21 protein-coding genes are annotated in these 20,913 nt (G+C 37.9%); 14 read left to right on the top strand and 7 right to left on the bottom strand.

What is annotated here, in order from left to right; genetic code table 11:
• The first annotated feature begins 15 nt into the window (after positions 1-15).
• Both ACIQXP_RS16500 and ACIQXP_RS16495 read left to right on the top strand, forming a co-directional pair.
• Positions 16-657 (top strand): biliverdin-producing heme oxygenase, encoded by a 642-nt coding sequence (locus ACIQXP_RS16500; RefSeq protein WP_391527785.1) that lies wholly within the window; start codon positions 16-18, stop codon positions 655-657.
• 183 nt (positions 658-840) lie between these two features.
• Positions 841-1,020: a hypothetical protein gene (locus ACIQXP_RS16495; protein ID WP_056096518.1), complete on the top strand. Its 180-nt coding sequence runs from the start codon at positions 841-843 to the stop codon at positions 1,018-1,020.
• Positions 1,021-1,973: 953 nt separating this feature from the next.
• On the opposite strand, the gene ACIQXP_RS16490 is transcribed toward ACIQXP_RS16495, so the two are convergent.
• On the bottom strand, positions 1,974-2,987 hold the full coding sequence (locus ACIQXP_RS16490; protein ID WP_387505982.1) for a LacI family DNA-binding transcriptional regulator: 1,014 nt from the start codon (positions 2,985-2,987) through the stop codon (positions 1,974-1,976).
• 201 nt (positions 2,988-3,188) lie between these two features.
• Between ACIQXP_RS16490 and ACIQXP_RS16485 the strand changes: the two genes are divergently transcribed.
• The 8 genes from ACIQXP_RS16485 to ACIQXP_RS16450 all read left to right on the top strand — a co-directional run bounded on the left by ACIQXP_RS16485 (position 3,189) and on the right by ACIQXP_RS16450 (position 9,833).
• Entirely contained in the window at positions 3,189-4,283 is a 1,095-nt protein-coding gene (locus ACIQXP_RS16485) for an MBL fold metallo-hydrolase (RefSeq protein ID WP_387505983.1), read from the top strand.
• A gap of 52 nt (positions 4,284-4,335) precedes the next feature.
• Complete coding sequence (locus ACIQXP_RS16480; protein ID WP_293742177.1) at positions 4,336-4,698, top strand: hypothetical protein; 363 nt, start codon at positions 4,336-4,338, stop codon at positions 4,696-4,698.
• 53 nt (positions 4,699-4,751) lie between these two features.
• Complete coding sequence (locus ACIQXP_RS16475) at positions 4,752-5,534, top strand: hypothetical protein (RefSeq protein WP_387505984.1); 783 nt, start codon at positions 4,752-4,754, stop codon at positions 5,532-5,534.
• A complete protein-coding gene (gene miaA, locus ACIQXP_RS16470; protein ID WP_387505985.1) occupies positions 5,534-6,463 on the top strand; it encodes a tRNA (adenosine(37)-N6)-dimethylallyltransferase MiaA in 930 nt (309 codons plus the stop codon). Before ACIQXP_RS16475 ends, miaA begins: the two co-directional genes overlap by 1 nt.
• A gap of 116 nt (positions 6,464-6,579) precedes the next feature.
• Complete coding sequence (locus ACIQXP_RS16465) at positions 6,580-7,086, top strand: hypothetical protein (protein ID WP_387505986.1); 507 nt, start codon at positions 6,580-6,582, stop codon at positions 7,084-7,086.
• A 148-nt stretch (positions 7,087-7,234) separates the two neighbouring features.
• The gene (locus ACIQXP_RS16460) at positions 7,235-7,783 is read left to right on the top strand and encodes a hypothetical protein (RefSeq protein ID WP_090979123.1); all 549 of its coding nucleotides are present in this window, start codon (positions 7,235-7,237) and stop codon (positions 7,781-7,783) included.
• 96 nt (positions 7,784-7,879) lie between these two features.
• Positions 7,880-8,410, top strand: a complete 531-nt coding sequence (locus tag ACIQXP_RS16455) for a DUF3347 domain-containing protein (RefSeq protein ID WP_293742181.1) — start codon at positions 7,880-7,882, stop codon at positions 8,408-8,410.
• Positions 8,411-8,543: 133 nt separating this feature from the next.
• On the top strand, positions 8,544-9,833 hold the full coding sequence (locus ACIQXP_RS16450; protein ID WP_145854387.1) for a citrate synthase: 1,290 nt from the start codon (positions 8,544-8,546) through the stop codon (positions 9,831-9,833).
• A gap of 226 nt (positions 9,834-10,059) precedes the next feature.
• On the opposite strand, the gene ACIQXP_RS16445 is transcribed toward ACIQXP_RS16450, so the two are convergent.
• The 5 genes from ACIQXP_RS16445 to ACIQXP_RS16425 all read right to left on the bottom strand — a co-directional run bounded on the left by ACIQXP_RS16445 (position 10,060) and on the right by ACIQXP_RS16425 (position 15,259).
• Entirely contained in the window at positions 10,060-11,181 is a 1,122-nt protein-coding gene (locus ACIQXP_RS16445) for a DUF3667 domain-containing protein (protein ID WP_387505987.1), read from the bottom strand.
• Positions 11,182-11,198: 17 nt separating this feature from the next.
• Positions 11,199-12,578, bottom strand: a complete 1,380-nt coding sequence (locus tag ACIQXP_RS16440; RefSeq protein WP_387505988.1) for a nucleoside permease — start codon at positions 12,576-12,578, stop codon at positions 11,199-11,201.
• Between the two features lie 186 nt (positions 12,579-12,764).
• On the bottom strand, positions 12,765-13,379 hold the full coding sequence (locus ACIQXP_RS16435) for a bifunctional nuclease family protein (RefSeq protein WP_293742185.1): 615 nt from the start codon (positions 13,377-13,379) through the stop codon (positions 12,765-12,767).
• 76 nt (positions 13,380-13,455) lie between these two features.
• Entirely contained in the window at positions 13,456-14,424 is a 969-nt protein-coding gene (locus ACIQXP_RS16430; RefSeq protein ID WP_387505989.1) for an electron transfer flavoprotein subunit alpha/FixB family protein, read from the bottom strand.
• Between the two features lie 97 nt (positions 14,425-14,521).
• Complete coding sequence (locus ACIQXP_RS16425) at positions 14,522-15,259, bottom strand: electron transfer flavoprotein subunit beta/FixA family protein (protein WP_293742187.1); 738 nt, start codon at positions 15,257-15,259, stop codon at positions 14,522-14,524.
• A gap of 130 nt (positions 15,260-15,389) precedes the next feature.
• On the opposite strand from ACIQXP_RS16425, the gene ACIQXP_RS16420 reads away from it, so the two are divergent.
• The 3 genes from ACIQXP_RS16420 to ACIQXP_RS16410 all read left to right on the top strand — a co-directional run bounded on the left by ACIQXP_RS16420 (position 15,390) and on the right by ACIQXP_RS16410 (position 17,726).
• On the top strand, positions 15,390-15,725 hold the full coding sequence (locus ACIQXP_RS16420; protein ID WP_090979096.1) for a tetratricopeptide repeat protein: 336 nt from the start codon (positions 15,390-15,392) through the stop codon (positions 15,723-15,725).
• A 76-nt stretch (positions 15,726-15,801) separates the two neighbouring features.
• A complete protein-coding gene (chrA, locus tag ACIQXP_RS16415) occupies positions 15,802-17,019 on the top strand; it encodes a chromate efflux transporter (protein ID WP_387505990.1) in 1,218 nt (405 codons plus the stop codon).
• 89 nt (positions 17,020-17,108) lie between these two features.
• The gene (locus tag ACIQXP_RS16410; protein WP_387505991.1) at positions 17,109-17,726 is read left to right on the top strand and encodes a porin family protein; all 618 of its coding nucleotides are present in this window, start codon (positions 17,109-17,111) and stop codon (positions 17,724-17,726) included.
• Between the two features lie 214 nt (positions 17,727-17,940).
• Here the strand turns inward: ACIQXP_RS16410 and dnaB are convergent, their stop codons facing one another.
• Positions 17,941-19,503, bottom strand: coding sequence for a replicative DNA helicase (dnaB, locus tag ACIQXP_RS16405; protein WP_293742190.1), 1,563 nt, complete (start codon positions 19,501-19,503; stop codon positions 17,941-17,943).
• A 198-nt stretch (positions 19,504-19,701) separates the two neighbouring features.
• Between dnaB and rlmB the strand changes: the two genes are divergently transcribed.
• Entirely contained in the window at positions 19,702-20,466 is a 765-nt protein-coding gene (rlmB, locus tag ACIQXP_RS16400; RefSeq protein WP_293742191.1) for a 23S rRNA (guanosine(2251)-2'-O)-methyltransferase RlmB, read from the top strand.
• Positions 20,467-20,913: the final 447 nt, after the last annotated feature.

Raw genomic sequence — 20,913 nt, 5'->3', positions numbered from 1 at the left:
TAATATAATAAAAATATGAAAAAATCTGGCGGCAGGTCCGGATTTTTTCTATTTCATCGTAAACTTCCCTGTATGATTGCCAATTTACTGAGAACGAAAACAGCAGATAATCACAAAACACTAGAGTCAATGATGTTCGTTAACGAAATTATGAACCATTCTCTAAGTATCGATCAATATAAAAAGCTGTTAACCATTAATTATATCGTTCACCAAAAACTGGAGAATGCACTGGCAAATATGCTAGACCTGGCTATTGCGGAGAAATTAGACATGAAGGGTCGTTTTAAGTTAAATGCTTTAGAGAAAGACCTGAATTACTGGGAAATAAGCAGTTTGACATTACCGGGTTTAAATTTCGAATTATTTGTTCCTGAACAGAATACAGCAGAGGTTTTAGGCGCATTATATGTACTTGAAGGCGCTACATTAGGCGGTAACGTAATTAAAAAGCATATACTGGCCAATCCAAATTTTATAAATCAGGAGGGTGGCTTAAATTATTACGGTGTGTATGGTGATGAGCTCAGCACTAAATGGAAAAGCTTTGTTATGGTAATAAACGAGCATGTTGCAGAAGCCGATTACGAACGTTGTAGCAATAGCGCAAACCAAACCTTTAATAACCTGATTATGCTCTCCAAACAAATGACATAAATCAACTTATTTTAATTAAAAAAAACTAAAAATGTCGTTGTAATATGTGCCAGGGCATTTTTTTGATTTTGAAAATGTGCAAAACTTATTGTAAATAAATATTTGCTTTCTGTTGTTAATTCGAGGTAAATATGTATTATTGAAAAAAAATAAATTTTTTAAACCTTAAAACATCAATTAGCGATGGAAAAATTCTCAAAAGTTAAAGCTGCTGTTGCTGCTATTGAAGCAGACGTAGAAAAATTTTACAATGCTGGCAACGCAGCTGCTGGTACTCGTGTGCGTAAAGCAATGCAAGATCTTAAAGTTTTAGCACAAGAAATCCGTGCAGAAGTAACTGAAAAGAAAAACTCTGGAAAATAATATTTCGCGAGTATGAAACAAAAAGGGTTTTTGGTACGCCAAAAGCCCTTTTTGCGTTTAGATATCATCGCTCTTCAATCTAAATTTGGTTTAGCTAAGACCGCTCCGCTTATTTAAGCGCATAAAATAAAGCGAATACCAGAGATCTCCATTCCAGACTTTTTTAGTATCTTAATGCATTCGATAAATTTGATAGCGGCTAAATAGAAGAACGTGCTTATCAAACATACCGGTATACATGATAAAGCTCCCCATCGCGGGGAGCATGTATCCAACTAACAAAACATATTTTTACCAGGTTAGGATCTTCACTAAAATGGATATTCCTTTTATCAATATATTTAAACCCGGTGTGTTGCGCTAAATCATTATCAGATTAATCCGGTCAATTACACATCTGCGGTAAAATTTGAATTTTAAAATCTTCAAACCTATTGCCCGTAATCCAAATATCTTTTGGCCCGTTCCTTACACAAATATATAAATAACTTATAACTTATTTAGACTAATTATAAATAATTATAAACTATATTTACATTCTCTAAGAGGAGGAGAACAGTAAATGCATAATTGAATATGAATTTACCGTTCATTTCTTAAGGAAAGAAACTTATAATTAAGCAGATGTAGCAAGAAAATTTCATGGTACTAAGCTGTTTAAGAGCGTGTAACAATTTTTACTGCAAACCATGAAACATTACACGTCATTCAAATTCGTTTATTGGTATGCACATCACTATTGGAAAATGTTTACCAAAAACAAGAAAAAGAAATGTGTGTAGGGGGAGGGGTGATATAAAAGATTCTGTTAGTGAAGAAATTGGTGACGCAGCTTTCCAATTTGTTATTCTTTAGCAAACATACCAGATAAAATAGATATTAATGATTACAGGATCAACACGCTTACCCGGAAGTTTAAGCAAAACCTGAAACATCACGCAAACGTTTGTTCATTACTTCGTGTCATTTACAATAAGATCGGCATCTACAATGGTATTATAAAAGGCCTGGTTTTCAGTATTGGGGCTATGAATAAGATCCAATAGAATATTTACCGCCTTTTGCCCCTGCAAATACGGGTATTGCTCTACCGAAGCTACGGGAGCGTGATCAAGATAACTGATAATAGGGAGGTTGGCATAACTTACAATGTCAAAATCGTCGATTACATTCATCTTTTTGAGGTGTTTGATTAGAAAAAGTGCCACATAATCATTAAAAGTGACTATAGCCGTTGGTTTTCTTTTATGCTTTAAAAACTTTTCGGCAGCATCTATAGTACCTTGATCTGTTAAATCGCAATTGATGACCAATGATGGATCGAACTTTAAACGGTTAAAAGTAATCGCCTGTTTGTAACCGTCTTTGCGCTCTTCACTGGCATATAAGGTACCTGGACCATTAATCATCCCGATACTTCTGTGTCCTTTTTTTAAAAGATAGTTCACCGCTTTAACTGTTGCACTTTCCAAGCCGGATGCAACGTAATGCACGTTTTTTAAAGGTGGTATCCGGTCAAAAAATACAACCGGAATATTAAACGAATTAACTTTTTCGAAATGATCAAAATTACAGGTGTGCTTACTGATTGATACCAATAGACCGTCAACACGTTGATTTTTCATTTTCTCAACAAGTTTTACTTCGAGCTCATAACGGTCGTGCGACTGGGCGAAAATCACGGTATAATTTTTCTTCATCGCCTCATCTTCAATTGCAGAAATAGCGATTGAAAAAAAATGTTCTGATAGCTCTGGTAAAATGACACCAATGGTATATGTTTTTCCTTTTTGAAATAGAATGGCAGCCTTGTTAGGCTCATAATTTAGCGACTTCGCCAATTGTTTAATTTTCTCCCTGGTAACTGCCCCAATGCTGGGATGATCGTGCAGGCCCCTTGAAACGCTGGAGGGAGAGATATTTAAGATTCTGGCTATTTCTTTGATCGTTGTGGGTTTCGACTGCATGATGCTCACTAAACTACTATATTAAATTGCTTCAACATATAATAATACAAAATTAATCAAACGTTTGCGCTGTTTTCACTCCTTTGTTCAGCTAAAAAGATATGTAGTTACATCTAACCTGTAATCCATTCGTCATATATATTACACTGGCCGCATCTTTGAAATCATATTCATATTTTGGCTGCTATTTACTTCATAAAAATGATCGCAGTATATATTTTAGTTTTTGTTGTCGCCTTATTCCTTATTATAATCAATCTGCCGGTTTTCGGACAGTTACCAAAGGGATTGCGTTTGGATAAAATCCGAATCCTGAGTAATTATCGCAATGGTGCGCTACAGAACTTATCCATCACACCAATGCAGCCAGAAGGAGTAAGTTTTTTCAAGATTTTAAGTGCTTTCTTTTTCGAAAGACATCCGGATAAGGCTCCAGGCAAAGCGCTTCCATATATTTCGCCGAACATTAACGGCAGTGCTAAGGGTAATACACCTGAAATTATCTGGTTTGGCCATTCGTCATATCTGATCAAAATAAACGGACTAAGAATTTTGGTTGATCCTATATTCAGCAAAACACCTTCTCCATTTTCCTTTATCGGGAGTAAGGCTTTTTTGGGTACTGACATTATAAAGGCCGAAGAATTTAAAAATATCGATATCCTCATCATTACACACGATCATTATGATCATTTGGATTATGAGAGTATATTAAAAATTTCGCCGCAGGTTAACAGCATTGTCACTTCGCTTGGGGTAGGGTCTCATCTGGAGCGATGGAAAATTAAAAAAGAAAAAATTAATGAACTGAGTTGGAACGAATCGATCACATTGTTTAACCGTTTGCATTTAACAGCTGTTCCGGCCAGGCATTTTACAGGCAGAAAATTTAAAAGAAATCAAACACTGTGGTCGGCCTTCGTACTGAAAACTGCAGACTTTAAACTTTTTTTGGGTGGCGATTCCGGTTATGATACGCACTTCGAAAAAATAGGTGAGCAGCACGGTCCATTTGATTTGGCCTTGCTGGAGTGCGGACAGTACAATGCTTACTGGCCATACATCCATATGTTCCCGGAAGAAACTGTACAGGCCGCAATCGACTTGAAAGCTAAAATCTTAATGCCGGTACATTGGGGAAAATTCAGCTTGGCCATGCACCCCTGGAATGAGCCAATAAAACGGATAGTTGTAGCCGCAGCAGCAAAACAATTTCCTTTGGTCACTCCAAAATTAGGAGAAACCATTATTTTAGATGAATATTTACCAACCGAAAACTGGTGGCTAAAAGAATAAAAATTAAACAATAAGAAGACTATGGTGTTTAATGCTAAAATCAAATACCATTATGAAAACTGATCTTGTAGAAATTTTTCAGACCATCAGAGCCGGCTTACAGCCCTATGCCACCCGCGGATATACGGTACACGAAAATTCCGAAAACGGATATGACCTGTATAGTGAAAAAAATATTGAACTCAATGGACAAAAAATAACCGAGCGATTTTTTGCAGGTGTTTATATCAAAGGAGATGCCGTTGAAGTTAAGATCAATACAGAAGAATTTTCTACAGACAATCATAATTTAACTGATTTTGGCCATAATAGAGCTGGCTTGAAAATTTCGGCTCTTGATGATGCCAAATTAAAGGAAGTAGAAACTTTAATAGAGATTATCAGTACGGACTTTAAAGAAAAAGAATGGATTTAAGAATCTGATGGTTAAATTTGCAGCAGATATATTGCTGAATAACATTCTACTGATTGAATAATTTAACTTTTGAAGATAACTGGCACCATCAATTTAGTTTGGCTCTTGCTGATCATAAAATTGGGTGCTTTTTTTTTTCAGAAGATGGTTTTCAGTTATTTCGGATTGATCATCAACTGATCATCCACCTGGTCAGCTTACAAAACAGCTTTATTCCACAGGATCTTATTGCGCTGCAGGAAAGACATTATCAGAAAGGCACTAAGCTCATTCACCTTTGGGAAGACCTCTGGTTATCAAAACCCGGGCAGGTTTTAGCGAGAATAAAATCTTTGCTTGGTAAAAATAGCCGTATTCACGGCAGAAAAACCAACATATTAAAAATTACAAAACCTGTTGCTGATTCTTTTTTAAATGAAAATCATTTGCAGGGTGGGGTAACGAGCCGATATAAATTGGGTTTATTTGAAAAAGATCAACTGGTGGCTGTTGCTACCTTTTCCGGATTGCGCAAAATGAACCATACCGAAAATTACAGATCTGCAGAACTGATCAGGTTTGCAGTTAAAGCGGGTTATTCTATTACAGGCGGATTAAGTAAATTGATTTCATTTTTTGCTTCAACCTATCAACCTAACGACCTCATGACTTACGCTGATCGCGATTGGTCTGCAGGAGAGGCCTATACTAAACTGGGCTTTTTACAAACTGCAATTTTGGAACCGCAGATTTACAGCCTGGATGAAAATCTTAATCGTGTACTCAAAAAAGATGACCGGTTTTTTGCACAGGAGGTATTCAACACCGGGAGTTTTAAATTTATTCTTCAGTTTTAATGGACCAACATAATCTCATCATCATTTTAGGAGCAACTGCGTCTGGTAAAACGAAGCTGGCCGTGAGTGTTGCAGATGCTTTAAATGGCGAGATCATTAGTGCGGATAGCCGTCAGGTTTTTAAACGAATGGATATCGGCACAGGTAAAGATCTGCAAGAGTATCATATCAACGGCAAAACGATTCCATATCATTTGATTGATATTTTATCGCCGGGCGAACGTTATCATGTGGATGCCTTTAAAAACGATTTCTACAAGGTATTCGCAGCCATAACGAAAAAAAACAACATGCCGGTGCTGTGCGGCGGGACAGGCATGTACATCCACAGCTTACTACAGAACCAAACCTATACCGCTGTCCCCGTCAATCAACCCTTGAGAGATCGACTAGATTTATTATCAAAGGAAGAACTGGTTTTGATATTGCAAAGTGATGAAAGCCAAAATATCGGACACGTTGATCTATCCTCAAAAAAAAGACTGATCCGCGCATTAGAAATAGCAGATTATCTCAAAAATAATATACTGGAAGAAGTAAATCGACCATCACTTAAACCGGTTATTTTTGGGTTAAAAAACGAGGTTGAAGTTACCAGGGCTAAAATTTTAAGCAGGTTGAACGAAAGGTTCAAAGCTGGCCTGGTAGAAGAAGTAGAACAATTGCTGAAAGAGGGTATTGACCGGGAAATCTTAGTTTTCTACGGCCTGGAGTACAAATTTATCGTAAACTATCTTGATGGATTATTAACCTTTGAGGAACTAAAGTTGAAACTTGGTACCGCCATTTGTCAGTATGCTAAGAGACAAAATACATTTTTCAGAAAAATGGAAAAGGACAATGTAGAGATTATCTGGCTTGATGCCAGTATGCCGACAAACCTATTAAAACAGTTGATTCTGGAAAAAGTTTTAACAAATAAAAATTAGCTTTAAAAGCCGATTTTAAGCAGGGAAAATGCGCAAATAAGCCCAAAAACGCCCTTTTGGCACAACCTTTGTATCTGCATCCGATATTATTTTAACTCAAAAAGAATATCTTAAACATGAAAACAATTACAAAAATTTTTGCTACATCAGCAGCTGTTGTAGCATTATTTTTTTCAACTAACGCAAATGCACAAAGTTCTCCAAGAAATTTAGGTATAGGTTTAAACGTTGGTGCAGGAACTACAACGGGTTTAGGTCTGGTTATTGGTGGAGACATCAGATATCAATTTAATGTTGACAAACAATTATCTATCCCTGTTACCGCTGGTTATAACAATTTTTCAAGAAAAGATTCTTACGGCGGAGGCAGCTTCGGAATCATTCCGGTAAAAGCTGGCGCTAAATATTTTTTTAATGATTCTGGTTCTGGTGCTTATGGCTTAGCAGAACTTGGAGCTGGTTTTGGAACTGAAAAAGGTTCTGGTACATCATTTGTTTATTCTCCAGCAATTGGATATTCTTGGGCTAATGGTTTAGATTTGGCTGCAAAATATGAAGGTTACTCTAATAATGGTAGCATTGGTTTTGCGGGTATTCGTTTAGCTTACGGATTTAGTTTGTAAGATTATTTACCTGATACTTAAAGCCCCGGCAAATGCCGGGGCTTTTTTCTTTATCATTATTTCTGAAAAAAATGAAAATATAAAAATCTGAACGAAATCACACTACGTATATCTATCAAAACCTTAGTATTAACTTAATTTATCTAATATGAAAATGATTACTAAAATTTTCGCTACAGCAGCTACTGCAGTTGCTTTGTTTGCCACTACAACACTAAATGCGCAAACCATGACAGAAACTGATCCCAATCCGGCTCCTAAGGGAATGGCTTTCAAAATAGGGGTTGGTGTTAACGGCGGACTCTTCCGTGATCAATCGCCAATGGATTACGCTTATGGTGCTGATTTGAAATTGCAATGGGATTTATCACCGTATGTTGCCGTGACTGCTTCAGGTGGTTATACCAAACTAATGGCTAAGAATAACGCCATTGACATAGATTTTATCCCGGCCAAAGGTGGCGTTAAAGTGTTTCCGATTAAAAGAATGTATTTAGCCACTGAAGCAGGTGCAGGCTTTGCCATTAAAGATGGTGGCAAAACAAATTTTATTTATTCGGGTGGACTGGGTTATGAGTTTGGCGGTTTCGACGCTGGTGTTCGATATGAAGGTTATGTGAATGATAGCTCATCAGCAACCTATTTCAGAAAAACAGGTCAGTACGCATTAAGGCTGGCTTACAATTTCAAATTATAATTCAAACATCATATAATATTAAAGTCCCGATGAAAATTGGGACTTTTTTATTTATTTACCATTTTAATTCCTATTTTGAGCCGAAAACCAAATACCATGAAAAGAATATTCGGGATAGCCATATTTACTACTTTAATGGCCTGCAACCATGCAGAGCAGAAATCTACTGAAACCAAAGATTCTACCAAAACCGATGCTGCATCGGTTAACAACGAGGTTTTAATAAAGGACGAGAAGAAACTGGCAATATTTAAAAACTATGTGAATTTGAAAAATGCGCTGGTGAAGTCTGATGCCGCAAATGCACAAAAAACTGCTGCCGTACTGAAAAATAGTTTGGCTGCCTACGAAGGCTGTGAGCCAACTGCAGAAATTGCTCAGAAAATAGCGGCAAGTAATAACCTGGTTATACAAAGAAAAGATTTTACTGCTTTAAGTGCCGATATCATTGCTTTGCTAAAAAATGCGGAAATAGAAAAAGGAACCATTTATGTTCAGCATTGTCCGATGGCGAATAAGGGAGATGGAGGGGACTGGCTATCAACCGAAAAGGAAATTAAAAACCCTTATTACGGAAATGAAATGTTAGAATGTGGCAGAGTTGCAGAAGAAATCAAAGCAAAATAAGATGCTGAACCGGGTTAAATTAAGCATGATTGTTACGTCATTTTGACCAATTATTCATATTAATTTAACAGATTTGTTATGCATGTATATTAATTTTATATAATTTAGAAAGCTATAAACACAATACAATAATATGTCAGATATTGCAGAGATAAAAGTTGATGGTAAGACAGTAGAATTGCCAGTAATAACAGGAACAGAAGATGAAAAGGCCATAGATATTTCGAAATTAAGAGATTCAACAGGCTTCGTAACTTTAGATACTGGTTTTAAAAATACTGGTTCTACAAAAAGTAAAATCACTTTTTTAGATGGTGAAAAAGGCATTTTAAAATATAGGGGATACGCTATTGAAGAACTTGCAGCAAAATCAAGTTTTTTGGAAGTGATTTATCTGATTATTTATGGCGATCTTCCTACACAGACCCAATTAGAAGAATTACAGGCCGAAATCAGTAAACATACGCTCATCCACGAGGATATGAAGAAATTTTTTGATGGTTATCCATCAAGATCTCATCCGATGGGCCAATTGGGTTCATTGATCTTCTCACTATCAACATTCTATCCGGAATGCTTAAAGCCAAATCAAACTGCAGAAGAGCAGAATTTAACCATAATTAAGCTCCTGGCTAAATTTCCAACCATTGTTTCATTCGTTTACAAAAAGTCATTAGGTCATCCGCTTATTTATCCAAAAAATAAATATGATTATGTAACCAACTTCCTTTGGATGACGTTTGGCCAACGTACGGAAGATTATGATGTGAATCCTATCGTGGTAAATGCCTTGAATAAATTGCTGATTCTGCATGCCGATCACGAGCAAAACTGTTCTGCGTCAACCGTTCGTATTGTAGGCTCTTCAGACTGTAATTTATATGCTTCAGTTGCTGCTGGTATTGCCGCGCTGTGGGGACCATTGCATGGCGGTGCTAACCAGGCTGTAATTGATATGCTTGAATTGATCAAAGCTGACGGTGGTGATACAGAAAAATGGATTGCAAAAGCTAAAGACAAAAACGATCCGTTCCGCATGATGGGCTTTGGACACAGGGTATACAAAAACTTCGATCCAAGAGCTAAAATCATTAAAAAAGCTTGTGATGATATTTTAGAGAACTTGGGTATTGATGATCCGATTTTAGAAATTGCTAAAAAATTAGAGGAAGCAGCTTTAACGGATCAATACTTCATTGACCGTAAATTATATCCGAATGTGGATTTTTATTCAGGTATTATTTATCGCGCATTGGGTTTCCCATCCGAAATGTTCACGGTGTTATTTGCTTTAGGCCGTTTACCAGGATGGATTGCACAGTGGAAGGAAATGCACGAAAACAAAGAACCGATTGGTCGTCCACGTCAGATTTACGTTGGCGAAACCGACAGAGAATTTGTTGAGATTAAAGACAGAAAGTAATTTTCACAGCCATAAAAAAAACCACTCGAAATCCGGGTGGTTTTTTTTTGAATTCAATTTTTTATTAAATTCTTTCATTATAGCGAAGCTTCTCGTGTACCGTCATTTCCAGCGGAGTGCAACGAAGTCGAGAACCCGAAGGCTCAGCGAAGCTAAATCTGTCTTGATAACACTTTTGATTAGATCTCTCCGTTTCGCTGCGCTTCAGGCGAGATGACATAACATTTTAAGTCGCTACGTAGTAAATTAAATTAATCATCACCATTTCAGTTAGCTTAAATGCCACTGAATACAAAATCAAGATCCAGAATATTTTAAAAATGGTACTCCACGTTTTGCGTTGATAAAAAATGGTAAGCGCCTTAAACATGTACCAGAATAAAAATATCGTCACACACACCGCTATAATTTTACTCATGAAGGAATCTTCGCCGAAAACATGCTTCATCACAGGCTGGGTGATTATCGAGACGATAAAATAAACCATCATGCCATGAATGGTGAAAATGAGGTGATCAAGATAATAGATATGATTTTTCCTGAAATTGAGCATAATAAACCAGGCCAGCAATGGCATCAATAAAAAATATTGTTTCGGCCGGTTATGTTCAAGGGTTTCCTGAATAACTTCTGATTTTTCTCCAAGAGTAATTGCTCTCTTTTTAATCAATCTATCGTACCAGCTATCCTGTTTTGAAACAGGCAGTTTTTTTTGTCTTGACAGATAAGCTGCATAGGTGCTATCATTTCGTTCGATATGAATATCATTGTACTCATCAATAATATCGCTAAGAGAATCGGATTTCACTTTGGCATTTTCTGCGTTAAGTCTTTTTAATTCCTTCTCCTGATCAGCAAAGCCCAATTTTATAAATTCTTTCTTTTTGATTGCCTCATTAATCGATTTTGTCGCTTTGTTTGCAATTTCTTTGGAGATACCGGTAAGTTTTAGTGCTTTATTCACACTATCGGAAACATGCGCACCGTCTTTTTCTTCAATATCGATATGACCATGATCCGGGTCCTTTTCTACGTGTTTTGGCGAGTATACCACCAAAAAATATATGATGGATACGAAAATGTACATGCTCACCGGATTAATGTATCGTGCTCTTTTACCTGCCAGATAATCGAGTGTAACTTTACCTGGTTTGGTTAGGAGAGGGACCAGCGTTTGAAAAAACTTATTGTCGAAATGAAAATAATGGGCAATACTATGACTTATAAAAGTCCAGAAACTTTCTTTTAATTCTAAATTCGGTTGACCACAATCGCTACAATAATGTTTCTCAACATGAGCGCCACAGTTTAAGCAATTGTGTTCTTTTCTATATTTACCAGCTGACATAAGAGGCTAATCGCAAATTATAAATGGTTAATGACTTCGAGTTCGGCTCGGGTATGTTTGTGTTTAAAAGTGACAACAAACACAATGGCAATTATGAGTACGTAAATGGTAAAGGTTAACCAGATGTTATGCCAGTCTTTTACATCCAATGCCCGGCTCAGTTCGCCATTTGGTAGTACATCAATCCCTTTATTTTTAAGAAATTTAAGCAGATGCACGTCGTCTTCTTCGCTTTTAACATATTTGGATAGCGATCCGATGGTATGGTAATACGTTGTAAAGAAACGGCTAATCATCCAGCCCGAAACCAAACTGCCAAAAACGGCACCAAAACCATTGGTCATCATCATAAACAAGCCCTGTGCAGAAGAGCGAATTTTAGGCGCGGTTGATGTTTCGACAAACAACGACCCTGAAATATTAAAGAAATCAAATGCCATTCCATACACAATACACGAAATGATGATCATCCATAAATTGGTTGATGGATCGCCATAGGCAAATAACCCAAAACGCAGCACCCAGGCAAACATGGCAATGGCAATAACCCATTTAATTCCAAATCTTTTCAAAAAGAAGGGGATCGCCAGGATAAAAAGCGTTTCTGACACCTGCGAAATCGATAAAATAATGGTAGAATACTTAATTACAAATGACTCCGCAAAAACAGGAAATAATTTAAATTCATCCAGAAAAACATCACCATAAGCATTGGTTAACTGTAAGGCTGCTCCCAAAAACATCGAAAAGATAAAAAACAAGGCCATCTTGTAGTCGGCAAAAAGCTTAAAGGATTCCAGTCCAAGTTTTTGTGCAAATGTTTTCTTATCGCTGATTAAGTTTAGAGGTTTACAAGCGGGTAGCGTAAAAGAATATATACCCAACAATAAAGCACTTATACCTGCAATATAAAATTGGTTGGCGCTGGCTTTATTACCGGTTAAATTGGTTATCCACATGGCGGCAATAAAACCAATGGTACCCCAAACCCTGATTGGCGGGAAGTCTTTGATCACATCGAAATTGCCGTTTTTTAAAGTTGTGTAACTGATTGAGTTACTCAGCGCTATGGTTGGCATATAAAAGCACATGGCTACCAATATTACCCAGAAAAAAGTATGGGGATTATCTACCTGCGGAAGGTAAAACATGGTCGCGGCGTATAGAAGATGCAAGATAGCATAAAGTTTTTCTGCATTGATCCACTTATCGGCTAAAATACCGGTAAGGGTAGGCATAAACAGCGATGCAATACCCATGGTGGAAAAAATGATCCCAAAATCTGCACCATCCCATTGTTTGGTTCCAAACCAATAATTTGCAATTGTAATTAACCAGGCAGCCCATACAAAGAATTGCATGAAACTCATTATAGTTAAGCGAAACTTAACATTCATAATAATACTTTAGTTTGAATGATTGAAAGTAAAAGCTGAATATAGAATTATTTTGAATGATAATCCAAAATGAACCCAAATTATTTTAATTAATTCGGATCATTTTAGAATTTAGCTTTTACAAATGGGATTTGAGAAAAAGATTCAAGAGCTTTTGAAAGGATGAACGTTTTAAGCACGCCGGTATCAGGATTTACTGCGTTTATTCAATTCATCTCTTAATCTTGCTGCTCTTTCGTAGGCTTCTTCGGCAATGGCGTCCTGTAATTTTTGCTGAAGTTCGTCTAATGTTAAATCACCGAAGCCCGGTTGCTGCGTTGAGCCTGACAAGTTTTCGGTTTCATGTTCTTTTGCAATAGAATCCATATTTTCGAGGAAAAGAAAGTCATTGCCTTCGATTACAATTCCTGCAGAAGCCAAGATAAATTCGTAAGTGTAAATCATGGCATTAAAGCGAACAGCCAAAGCAATAGCATCTGATGTTCTGGCATCAACCTCATGTGTGTTTTTACCATCACTACAGATCAACTTTGCATAAAAAACACCATCAACCAAATTGTATATGATAATTTCTTTGATACCGATATGAAAAGTATCAGCCATTGATTTAAATAAATCGTGCGTTAATGGCCGGCTCGGAGTCATTTTCTCAATTTCTATCGCTATAGCCTGTGCCTCAAATGCGCCAATAATAATCGGTAAGCGCCGACGCCCGTTTACTTCTCCTAAAACCAAGGCATACGCACCAGATTGTGTCTGGCTGTAAGATAAACCTACAATATCTAATTTAACTTTTTTCATATTTGTGGATGTCATGTTGAGCTTGTCGAAACATCTTCCCCAGATCCTTCGACAGGCTCAGGATGACAAGAATCAATTATCCTTTATGTGCTTTTAATGCCTCAATTAATTTTGGAACAACTTCAAAAGCATCGCCAACAATACCATAATCTGCTACTTTAAAGAAAGGCGCTTCCGGATCTTTATTGATGACAACAATCACTTTTGATGAACTCACACCCGCCAGGTGCTGGATAGCGCCGGAAATACCAATTGCTATATAAAGGTTAGGACTAATTGCAATACCGGTTTGACCAACGTGTTCTGAATGCGGTCTCCAATCTGCGTCTGATACCGGTTTAGAGCAGGCAGTAGCAGCGCCTAATAAACCAGCTAATTCTTCGATCATTCCCCAGTTTTCAGGTCCTTTTAAACCTCTGCCTGCTGAAACGACCAATTCTGCATCGGGTAATGATACTTTATCGGTTGCCCTGACAATCTCTTTTATAACCGTTCCTAAATCTGATTGTTTCACATCTGCAGTAAAGGCTTCTATCGCTGCATCGGTAGCATTTTCTTTAACACCAAATGCATTAGGATTTAAAGCAATTACTTTATTGGCTGATGTTAACTCGGTAATGGCGAATGCTTTACCAGAGAAAGCTGTTTTTTTAACCGCAAACTTCCCATCTGTACTTGGTAATTCTACCGCTCCATCGGCCAAACCTGCTTTAAGTTTTACTGCAATACGCGGTGCTAAACCCTTACCAGAAAAGGAATTAGACAACACAACAATATCTGCACCTTCTTTTTCGGCAGCTGCAGCAATAACACTTGCATAAGCTTGATTTACAAACGTTTTTAACTGATCTGCACTAACATTTAGCACTTTTGATGCACCGTATTTACCTAATTCTTTCAATTCGCTGCCGGCTACATCGCCAATAGAAATAGCAGTTAAATTGGTTGACTGTTGATCGGCAATGGCTTTGGCATAAGATACAGCTTCAAAAACCGACTTCTTAAATTTTCCCTCAGCTTGTTCTACATATACTAATACTGACATATATTTATCCTGTAACCCCGTAAAGGGGACTTTATTTTAATGAAATATTCTATTTGTTATCTCTGTAAACTGGCAACTGAAAACTTCAGACTGCCAATTAAATTACTTTGGCCTCGCTGTGCAACAAGCTGATCAGCTCTTCCGTTTGATCTGCAGGAATTAATTTTACCGTTCCACGCGGAGCAGGGGTTTCATATTTGATGACTTTGGTTACTTCTTCGGCATCAACTGCATCTACTACATTCAATGGTTTGGTTCTGGCGCTCATAATACCACGCATATTCGGGATTTTAGGTTCCGCCACACCTTCAGCACAGCTGGCAATAAATTTGCCCGAAACAGTTAAAACTTCTTTACCACCTTCAATTTCACGTTCAATTGTTGCCGTATCTCCATCAATAGCTAATTTTTTGATAATAGATACCGAAGGAATATCCAAAAATTCGCCAACCATAGCGGCAACCTGATTACCATTATAATCAATTGATTCGCGACCCGTTAAAATAAGATTGAAATCTTTGTCCTTTGCATATTCAGCAATTTGTTTAGCCACGAAATAAGCATCTCTCGGAGCTGCATTTACCCGAACCGCATCATCAGCACCAATTGCAAGTGCTTTTCTGATGGTTGGATCATTAGCTGCTTCGCCAACATTGATCACGGTTACCGTTCCTTTTCCACCTTCAGTTAACTCAATTGCGCGTGATAAAGCGATTTCATCGTATGGATTAACAATATATTGAACTCCTGACGTATTGAATTCGGTATTATCATTAGTAAAAGTTATTTTTGTCGTTGTGTCTGGCACGTTACTGATACAAACTAATATTTTCATATGTTAATAGTGGTTTTATTGTTATGAACGATCTCGAACTAAAATTGTTTAGCTATCGATCAGTCCATATACGATATGATTATTATATAAGGTCTTTCTGCAAATTTAATTAAAAAAGCAAGGAAATAAAATGTCATCCACCCGTTTAAGTAAGTTATTGGAATTTTTAGAAAGCGATCCAAACGATCCATTTATACTATATGCCTTAGCCACAGAGTATAATGCTCAAAATGATAAAGAAAAAGCCTATTCTTTTTACCTTCAGTTAACCGATAAACATCCTGATTATGTAGGTACCTATTACCATTTAGGCAAGTTATTGGAAAAAGACGATCAAAAAGAGAAAGCAATCGAAATTTACCAAAAGGGGATGCAGGTAGCACGAAATAAAAGAGATATGCACGCCTTTTCAGAATTACAGGGCGCGTATAATACAGCCGCCGGATTAGATTATGAGGATGACTAGGCATATCTTCAATTTACAATTGTCAGTTTACAGTTGTCAGTTAACTGCTTTCAGTTAACCTTATCAGTTCAAATTAATGCAAAACAAACCCATCGCTGTTAAAAGACAGTTGCTGTTTATCCGGAATGTAATTTTTTTTACCTTCACTTCGTTTGGTGGCGCACAGGCGCATCTGGCCTTGTTGCTAAAATATTTTGTCCAGAGTGCTAAATTTATTTCAGAGGAAGAACTTTTAGAGTTGAATGCTTTGGCACAGGTACTTCCCGGACCAGCATCTACACAAACCTTGGTTGGCATAGCCTGGAAGGTTGGAAAGCTTAAGCTGGCCATTATCACTTTCCTGATCTGGATATTACCCACCGCAACGATAATGACTTTGGCTGCCATCAGTTACGCTTTGCTTGATCAAAAACAGAAGTTTAGTTATATTTTAGAATATATTCAGCCCATTGCACTCGGTATTGTTGCTTATGGTGCCTGGAAACTTGGCAAAAAGGTTTTATCGTCAGAGGTTTCTATATTTTTAGCTATTGCCTCGGTTATTGCCACATTGGTTTTAAGAAATGCTTATGTATTTCCGTTGTCGATATTGATAGGAGGAATGATCTCTTCGGCTATTGAAACACCAAAAGAGGAAACGGAGTTAAGGGTAAAACTTTTTTCGAATATCAATCCCCGAAAACTGGTTTACTTTCTTGGTGCTTTACTTTTGTTTGCATTGGTAGGCGCAATCATAAACAGAACCTCTCCCTTCAGTTTACCCATCCGTTTACTGGAGAACTTTTACCGTAACGGAATATTGGTTTTTGGAGGAGGGCAGGTGCTGGTTCCGCTAATGTTTACCGAGTTTGTAGAGATGAAACATTACCTGCCTTCATCCGGGTTTTTATCAGGTTTCGCGCTACAGCAAGCCTTACCTGGACCGACATTTTCTTTTACGAGCTATCTGGGCGCACTAAGCATGAAGAATTTTGGATATGGATTATGGGGGCAGATTTTAGGGGGATTGATCGGCGTGATCGGGATTAATTTACCCGGCCTTATCCTCGTGTTATTCATTGTGCCTTTTTGGGATGATTTGAAAAAAATTTCCAGGATCCGCCATAGCCTTTCGGGCATTAATGCAGTTAGTGTAGGATTTATTATTGCTGCTTTTTTACTGTTATTGATCCCAATAGGTTTTAACTGGTTGTTTCTGGGTATTATGCTCGCTACATTTCTATTGCTTAATTTCACTAAAATAAGTCCGCCGGTTATCGTAATAGGAGGCATTCTTATAGGATACATACTCTGATTTTTAATATTTTTTTTCAAAATACAGTCCGTTCTTCAATAACTTGTTTTTTAGTTTTATCTTCATCAAAATTTAAATCAGATCAAACAATGAAGAAACTATTAACGCTTTTATTAGTTGCCGGCTTCGGCATAACCGCATCGGCACAAGAAAAAAACAGTCTGGAACTGGGACTACATGCCGGATTTAACCTCGCTACCGTATCAACCAGTAGCCAAACAAACAGCGATTACAGAAATGGCTTTAACCTTACAGCTGTTGGCGACTACTTTTTTTCAGACAGGTGGAGCATTAAAGCTAAGATTGGCTATGATCAAAAAGGTTGGGACAGTGGCTACATCACCAATTTGGATAACGGGCAAAGCTTTATTACAGATTACCGCATTAACTATTTAACTATCCCTGTAATGGCGAACTGGCATTTTGGGAAAAAGAGAAATTGGTACCTGAACTTCGGGCCATATTTCGGGATTTTATTGAATGCGAGCGAAACAAAATTCAATACCGATTTAAAGAATTTTATCCATAACAGAGATATTGGCATTGACCTTGGTATCGGTGTAAAGTTACCTGTAGCCAATAAAATAAAGGTTTTACTGGAACTTGACGGACAATCTGGCCTTACCGATCTTTTTAAACAAAATCAAGGTTACCAGGTCAGGACAAACCGATCGAGTTTTAATGCAGGTTTGCTTTTTGATTTGTAGAAAAAGCTTTCTTACATAAAAGAAGCTGTGTCATGATTTGTAATTTCACGTTGAGCCTGTCGAAACGCCTTTAGCGCAGTTAAAAACATGGTCCTTTTACAAGCTCAGGATGACAACTGTACTTATGATACAGCTTCTTTTTTATAAATACCGATCTTTCAGGATCATCACAACCAAAAATTTCTCCTACACTCGAAATGGCGATTAAAGATGATTAAAAAGGTGGATCATCGTCATTGTAGTCGTCCATTTTTGAAGGACGGATAATCACATTGCTTTGTTTTTCAAAATCCTGGGATGGATACATTCCAGCGGAAGGATCGGCGGCAAATGAATTTGGCGGCGCATTGAAATCATCTTCCAGATCCTGGAACTTAACAAATTTACCCACAAATTTAAGCGGTACAATTCCGGTTTCACCATTACGGTGTTTCGCAATGATTACCTCACCGATACCAGCCTGTGATCGTCCCTGCTCATCTTCGGTAATACCATAATATTCTGGCCGGTATAAGAACAATACCATATCCGCATCCTGTTCAATAGAACCTGACTCACGTAAATCGGACAGCATAGGCCGTTTTCCCTGTAAACCAGGCCTACTCTCTACCGCACGACTTAACTGCGATAACGCCAGCACCGGCACATCCAGTTCTTTTGCAACCGACTTAAGTGCCCTTGAAATACTACCGATTTCCTGCTCACGGTTACCTCCGCCTTTTCCTTCACCTTTACCATGCATCAACTGCAAGTAATCGACAATAACCAATTGGATATCGTATTGTGATTTTAGTCTCCGGCATTTTGCCCTGAACTCGAAAATATTTAATGCAGGTGTATCATCAATTAATAGGGGCGCTTCGGTTAAGCGTCCAATTTTGCTGTGTAACTGCTGCCATTCCCATTCCTGTAAATTTCCTTTCCTGATTTTTTCCTGCTCGATTTCTGCTTCTCCTGAAATTAAACGATTAACCAGCTGAACTGAAGACATCTCCAGCGAGAATACGACGCAAGGTCTTTGGAAATCGACAGTAGCGTTACGTGCACAGGTTAATACGAATGCGGTTTTTCCCATCGCCGGACGCGCAGCAATAATAACCAGATCCTGCTTTTGCCAACCTCCGGTAATACGGTCCAGCCCGGTAAACCCGGTTGGCACACCAGTTAAACCATCGGTTTTGGTACGGAGTTCTTCGAGGGTAGCCAGTGATTGTTTAATGATATCGTCCATTTTTTGTGTATCTCTACGCAGGTTATTCTGGGCGATTTCAAAAAGGCCTTTTTCAGCCTGGTCCAATAAGTCGAAGATATCTGTGGTATCTTCGTATGCATTGGTAATGATTTCCGTCGAAATTCTGATCAACTCACGCTGAATATATTTCTGAGAAATAATACGCGCATGAAACTCAATATTGGCGGCCGAAGCAACACGGTTGGTTAAATGAGTAATGTAATAAGCGCCACCAACCATTTCTAAGGATCCTAAAGTACGGAGCTCGGCGGTTACCGTTAAAATATCTACCGGTTTCGATTTCTGGAAAAGGATATGGATCGCTTCAAAAATTTTCTGATGTGCGATATTATAAAAAACCTCTGGCTTTAAAACGTCGATTACCGCTGAGAGTGCATCTTTTTCGAGCATCAACGCACCCAAAACAGCTTCTTCCAGGTCTAATGCCTGTGGGGGGATTTTCCCCTGTGAACTTATGGTATTACTTAACCTGCTTTTTCTAGCAGTCATGCTACTCTTTCCGCCTTGTTCGTTATCGATACTCATTCTACAAAAGTAAGCAAATTTTGATGGGGTTGTTTGAATAGTTACTAGCCGTTTGTTAACAAATTGAGGGATAATCAAATTAAATTTTATCGCATTTATGAGGCTTTAAAAATTTTAAACAATTAAATGTTAATAAGCTACATATTGTTTAGGGTCAAAACATTTTAATTGAATACTTTTGCCTTACAATTTCGAAACATGGATAATTTTAGAAGACCGCAAAGGACAAAAGAGAATAATGAGTTTGTATTCGGCATCAGGGCCGTGATAGAAGCCGTTAAAGCAGGAAGAGACATTGAAACCATTTATCAGCAACGCGGTTTGGGAGGTGAACTCTTCCTGGAGCTGAAAGCCCTTCTAAAGGATACACTTATACCATTAAATTCGGTTCCTGTAGAAAAGCTGAACCGCATGTCGCAGAAAAACCATCAGGGCGTAATTGCTGTCATCTCTCCAATAACCTATCAAAATATTGAAGACATTATTCCTGCTGTTTTCGAAAAGGGCGAAGTGCCGCTAATTCTGGTTTTAGATAGCGTAACTGATGTGCGCAACATGGGTGCAATAGCACGTACGGCTGCCTGTGTAGGTGTTCACGCCATAGTTGTTCCGTTAAAAAATGCGGCACAGATTAATGCAGATGCGATTAAAACTTCTGCGGGGGCATTATTCAGTATTCCGATTTGCCGCCATGCCAACCTGCATAAAACTTGCTTATTTCTGCAAGAGAGTGGTCTGCAGATTGTGGCCTGTACTGAAAAAACGAATGATTTTATTTATGCCCCCGATTATACCATGCCTACAGCAATTATAATGGGCTCAGAAGACGAAGGCATTTCTAACGACCTTTTGAGGGTAGCAGATCATTTAGCTAAAATACCTATGGCAGGAAAAATTGAATCGCTAAATGTTTCAGTAGCTGCCGGGGTAATTTTATACGAGGCAGTTAGGCAGAGGATGTAACAATGTAAGATGTGAAAGGGGAGATGGATAATGGAATTCAACCAGATCCGCCATGCTGAACGTGTTTCAGGATCTGTAAATGCAATTTAATGGAAAAGGGAAGATGGAATTTAACCAGATCTGTCATCCTGAACGTGTTTCAGGATCTTTAAACTTCTTTCTACGGTCATCGAAAGTTGCTATATATCATGATTAACTTGTGATTTTACTAAGAGTGCTTTAAGATTAGCTTTTCTGAGTACTTTGTGGTTTGGCCATGCGCGGGAATGACGACAGGCCTAATCGTTCCGTCAAAACTGTTATCCTTTGGGATAATTTATTGCGTAAAATCTATATGAGTAAAAGTTTTTCTTTTGCAAAATGTTGGTTGCAGAAAACGTCATTATAAGCAGGCTATTTCAGCCGATGAAGCAATATTACAATGATAACCACCTGCGTGTGCTTTAA

This window comes from Pedobacter suwonensis (assembly GCF_044762335.1).
GTDB lineage: Bacteria > Bacteroidota > Bacteroidia > Sphingobacteriales > Sphingobacteriaceae > Pedobacter.
This window is presented reverse-complemented; position numbering and strand designations above follow the sequence as displayed.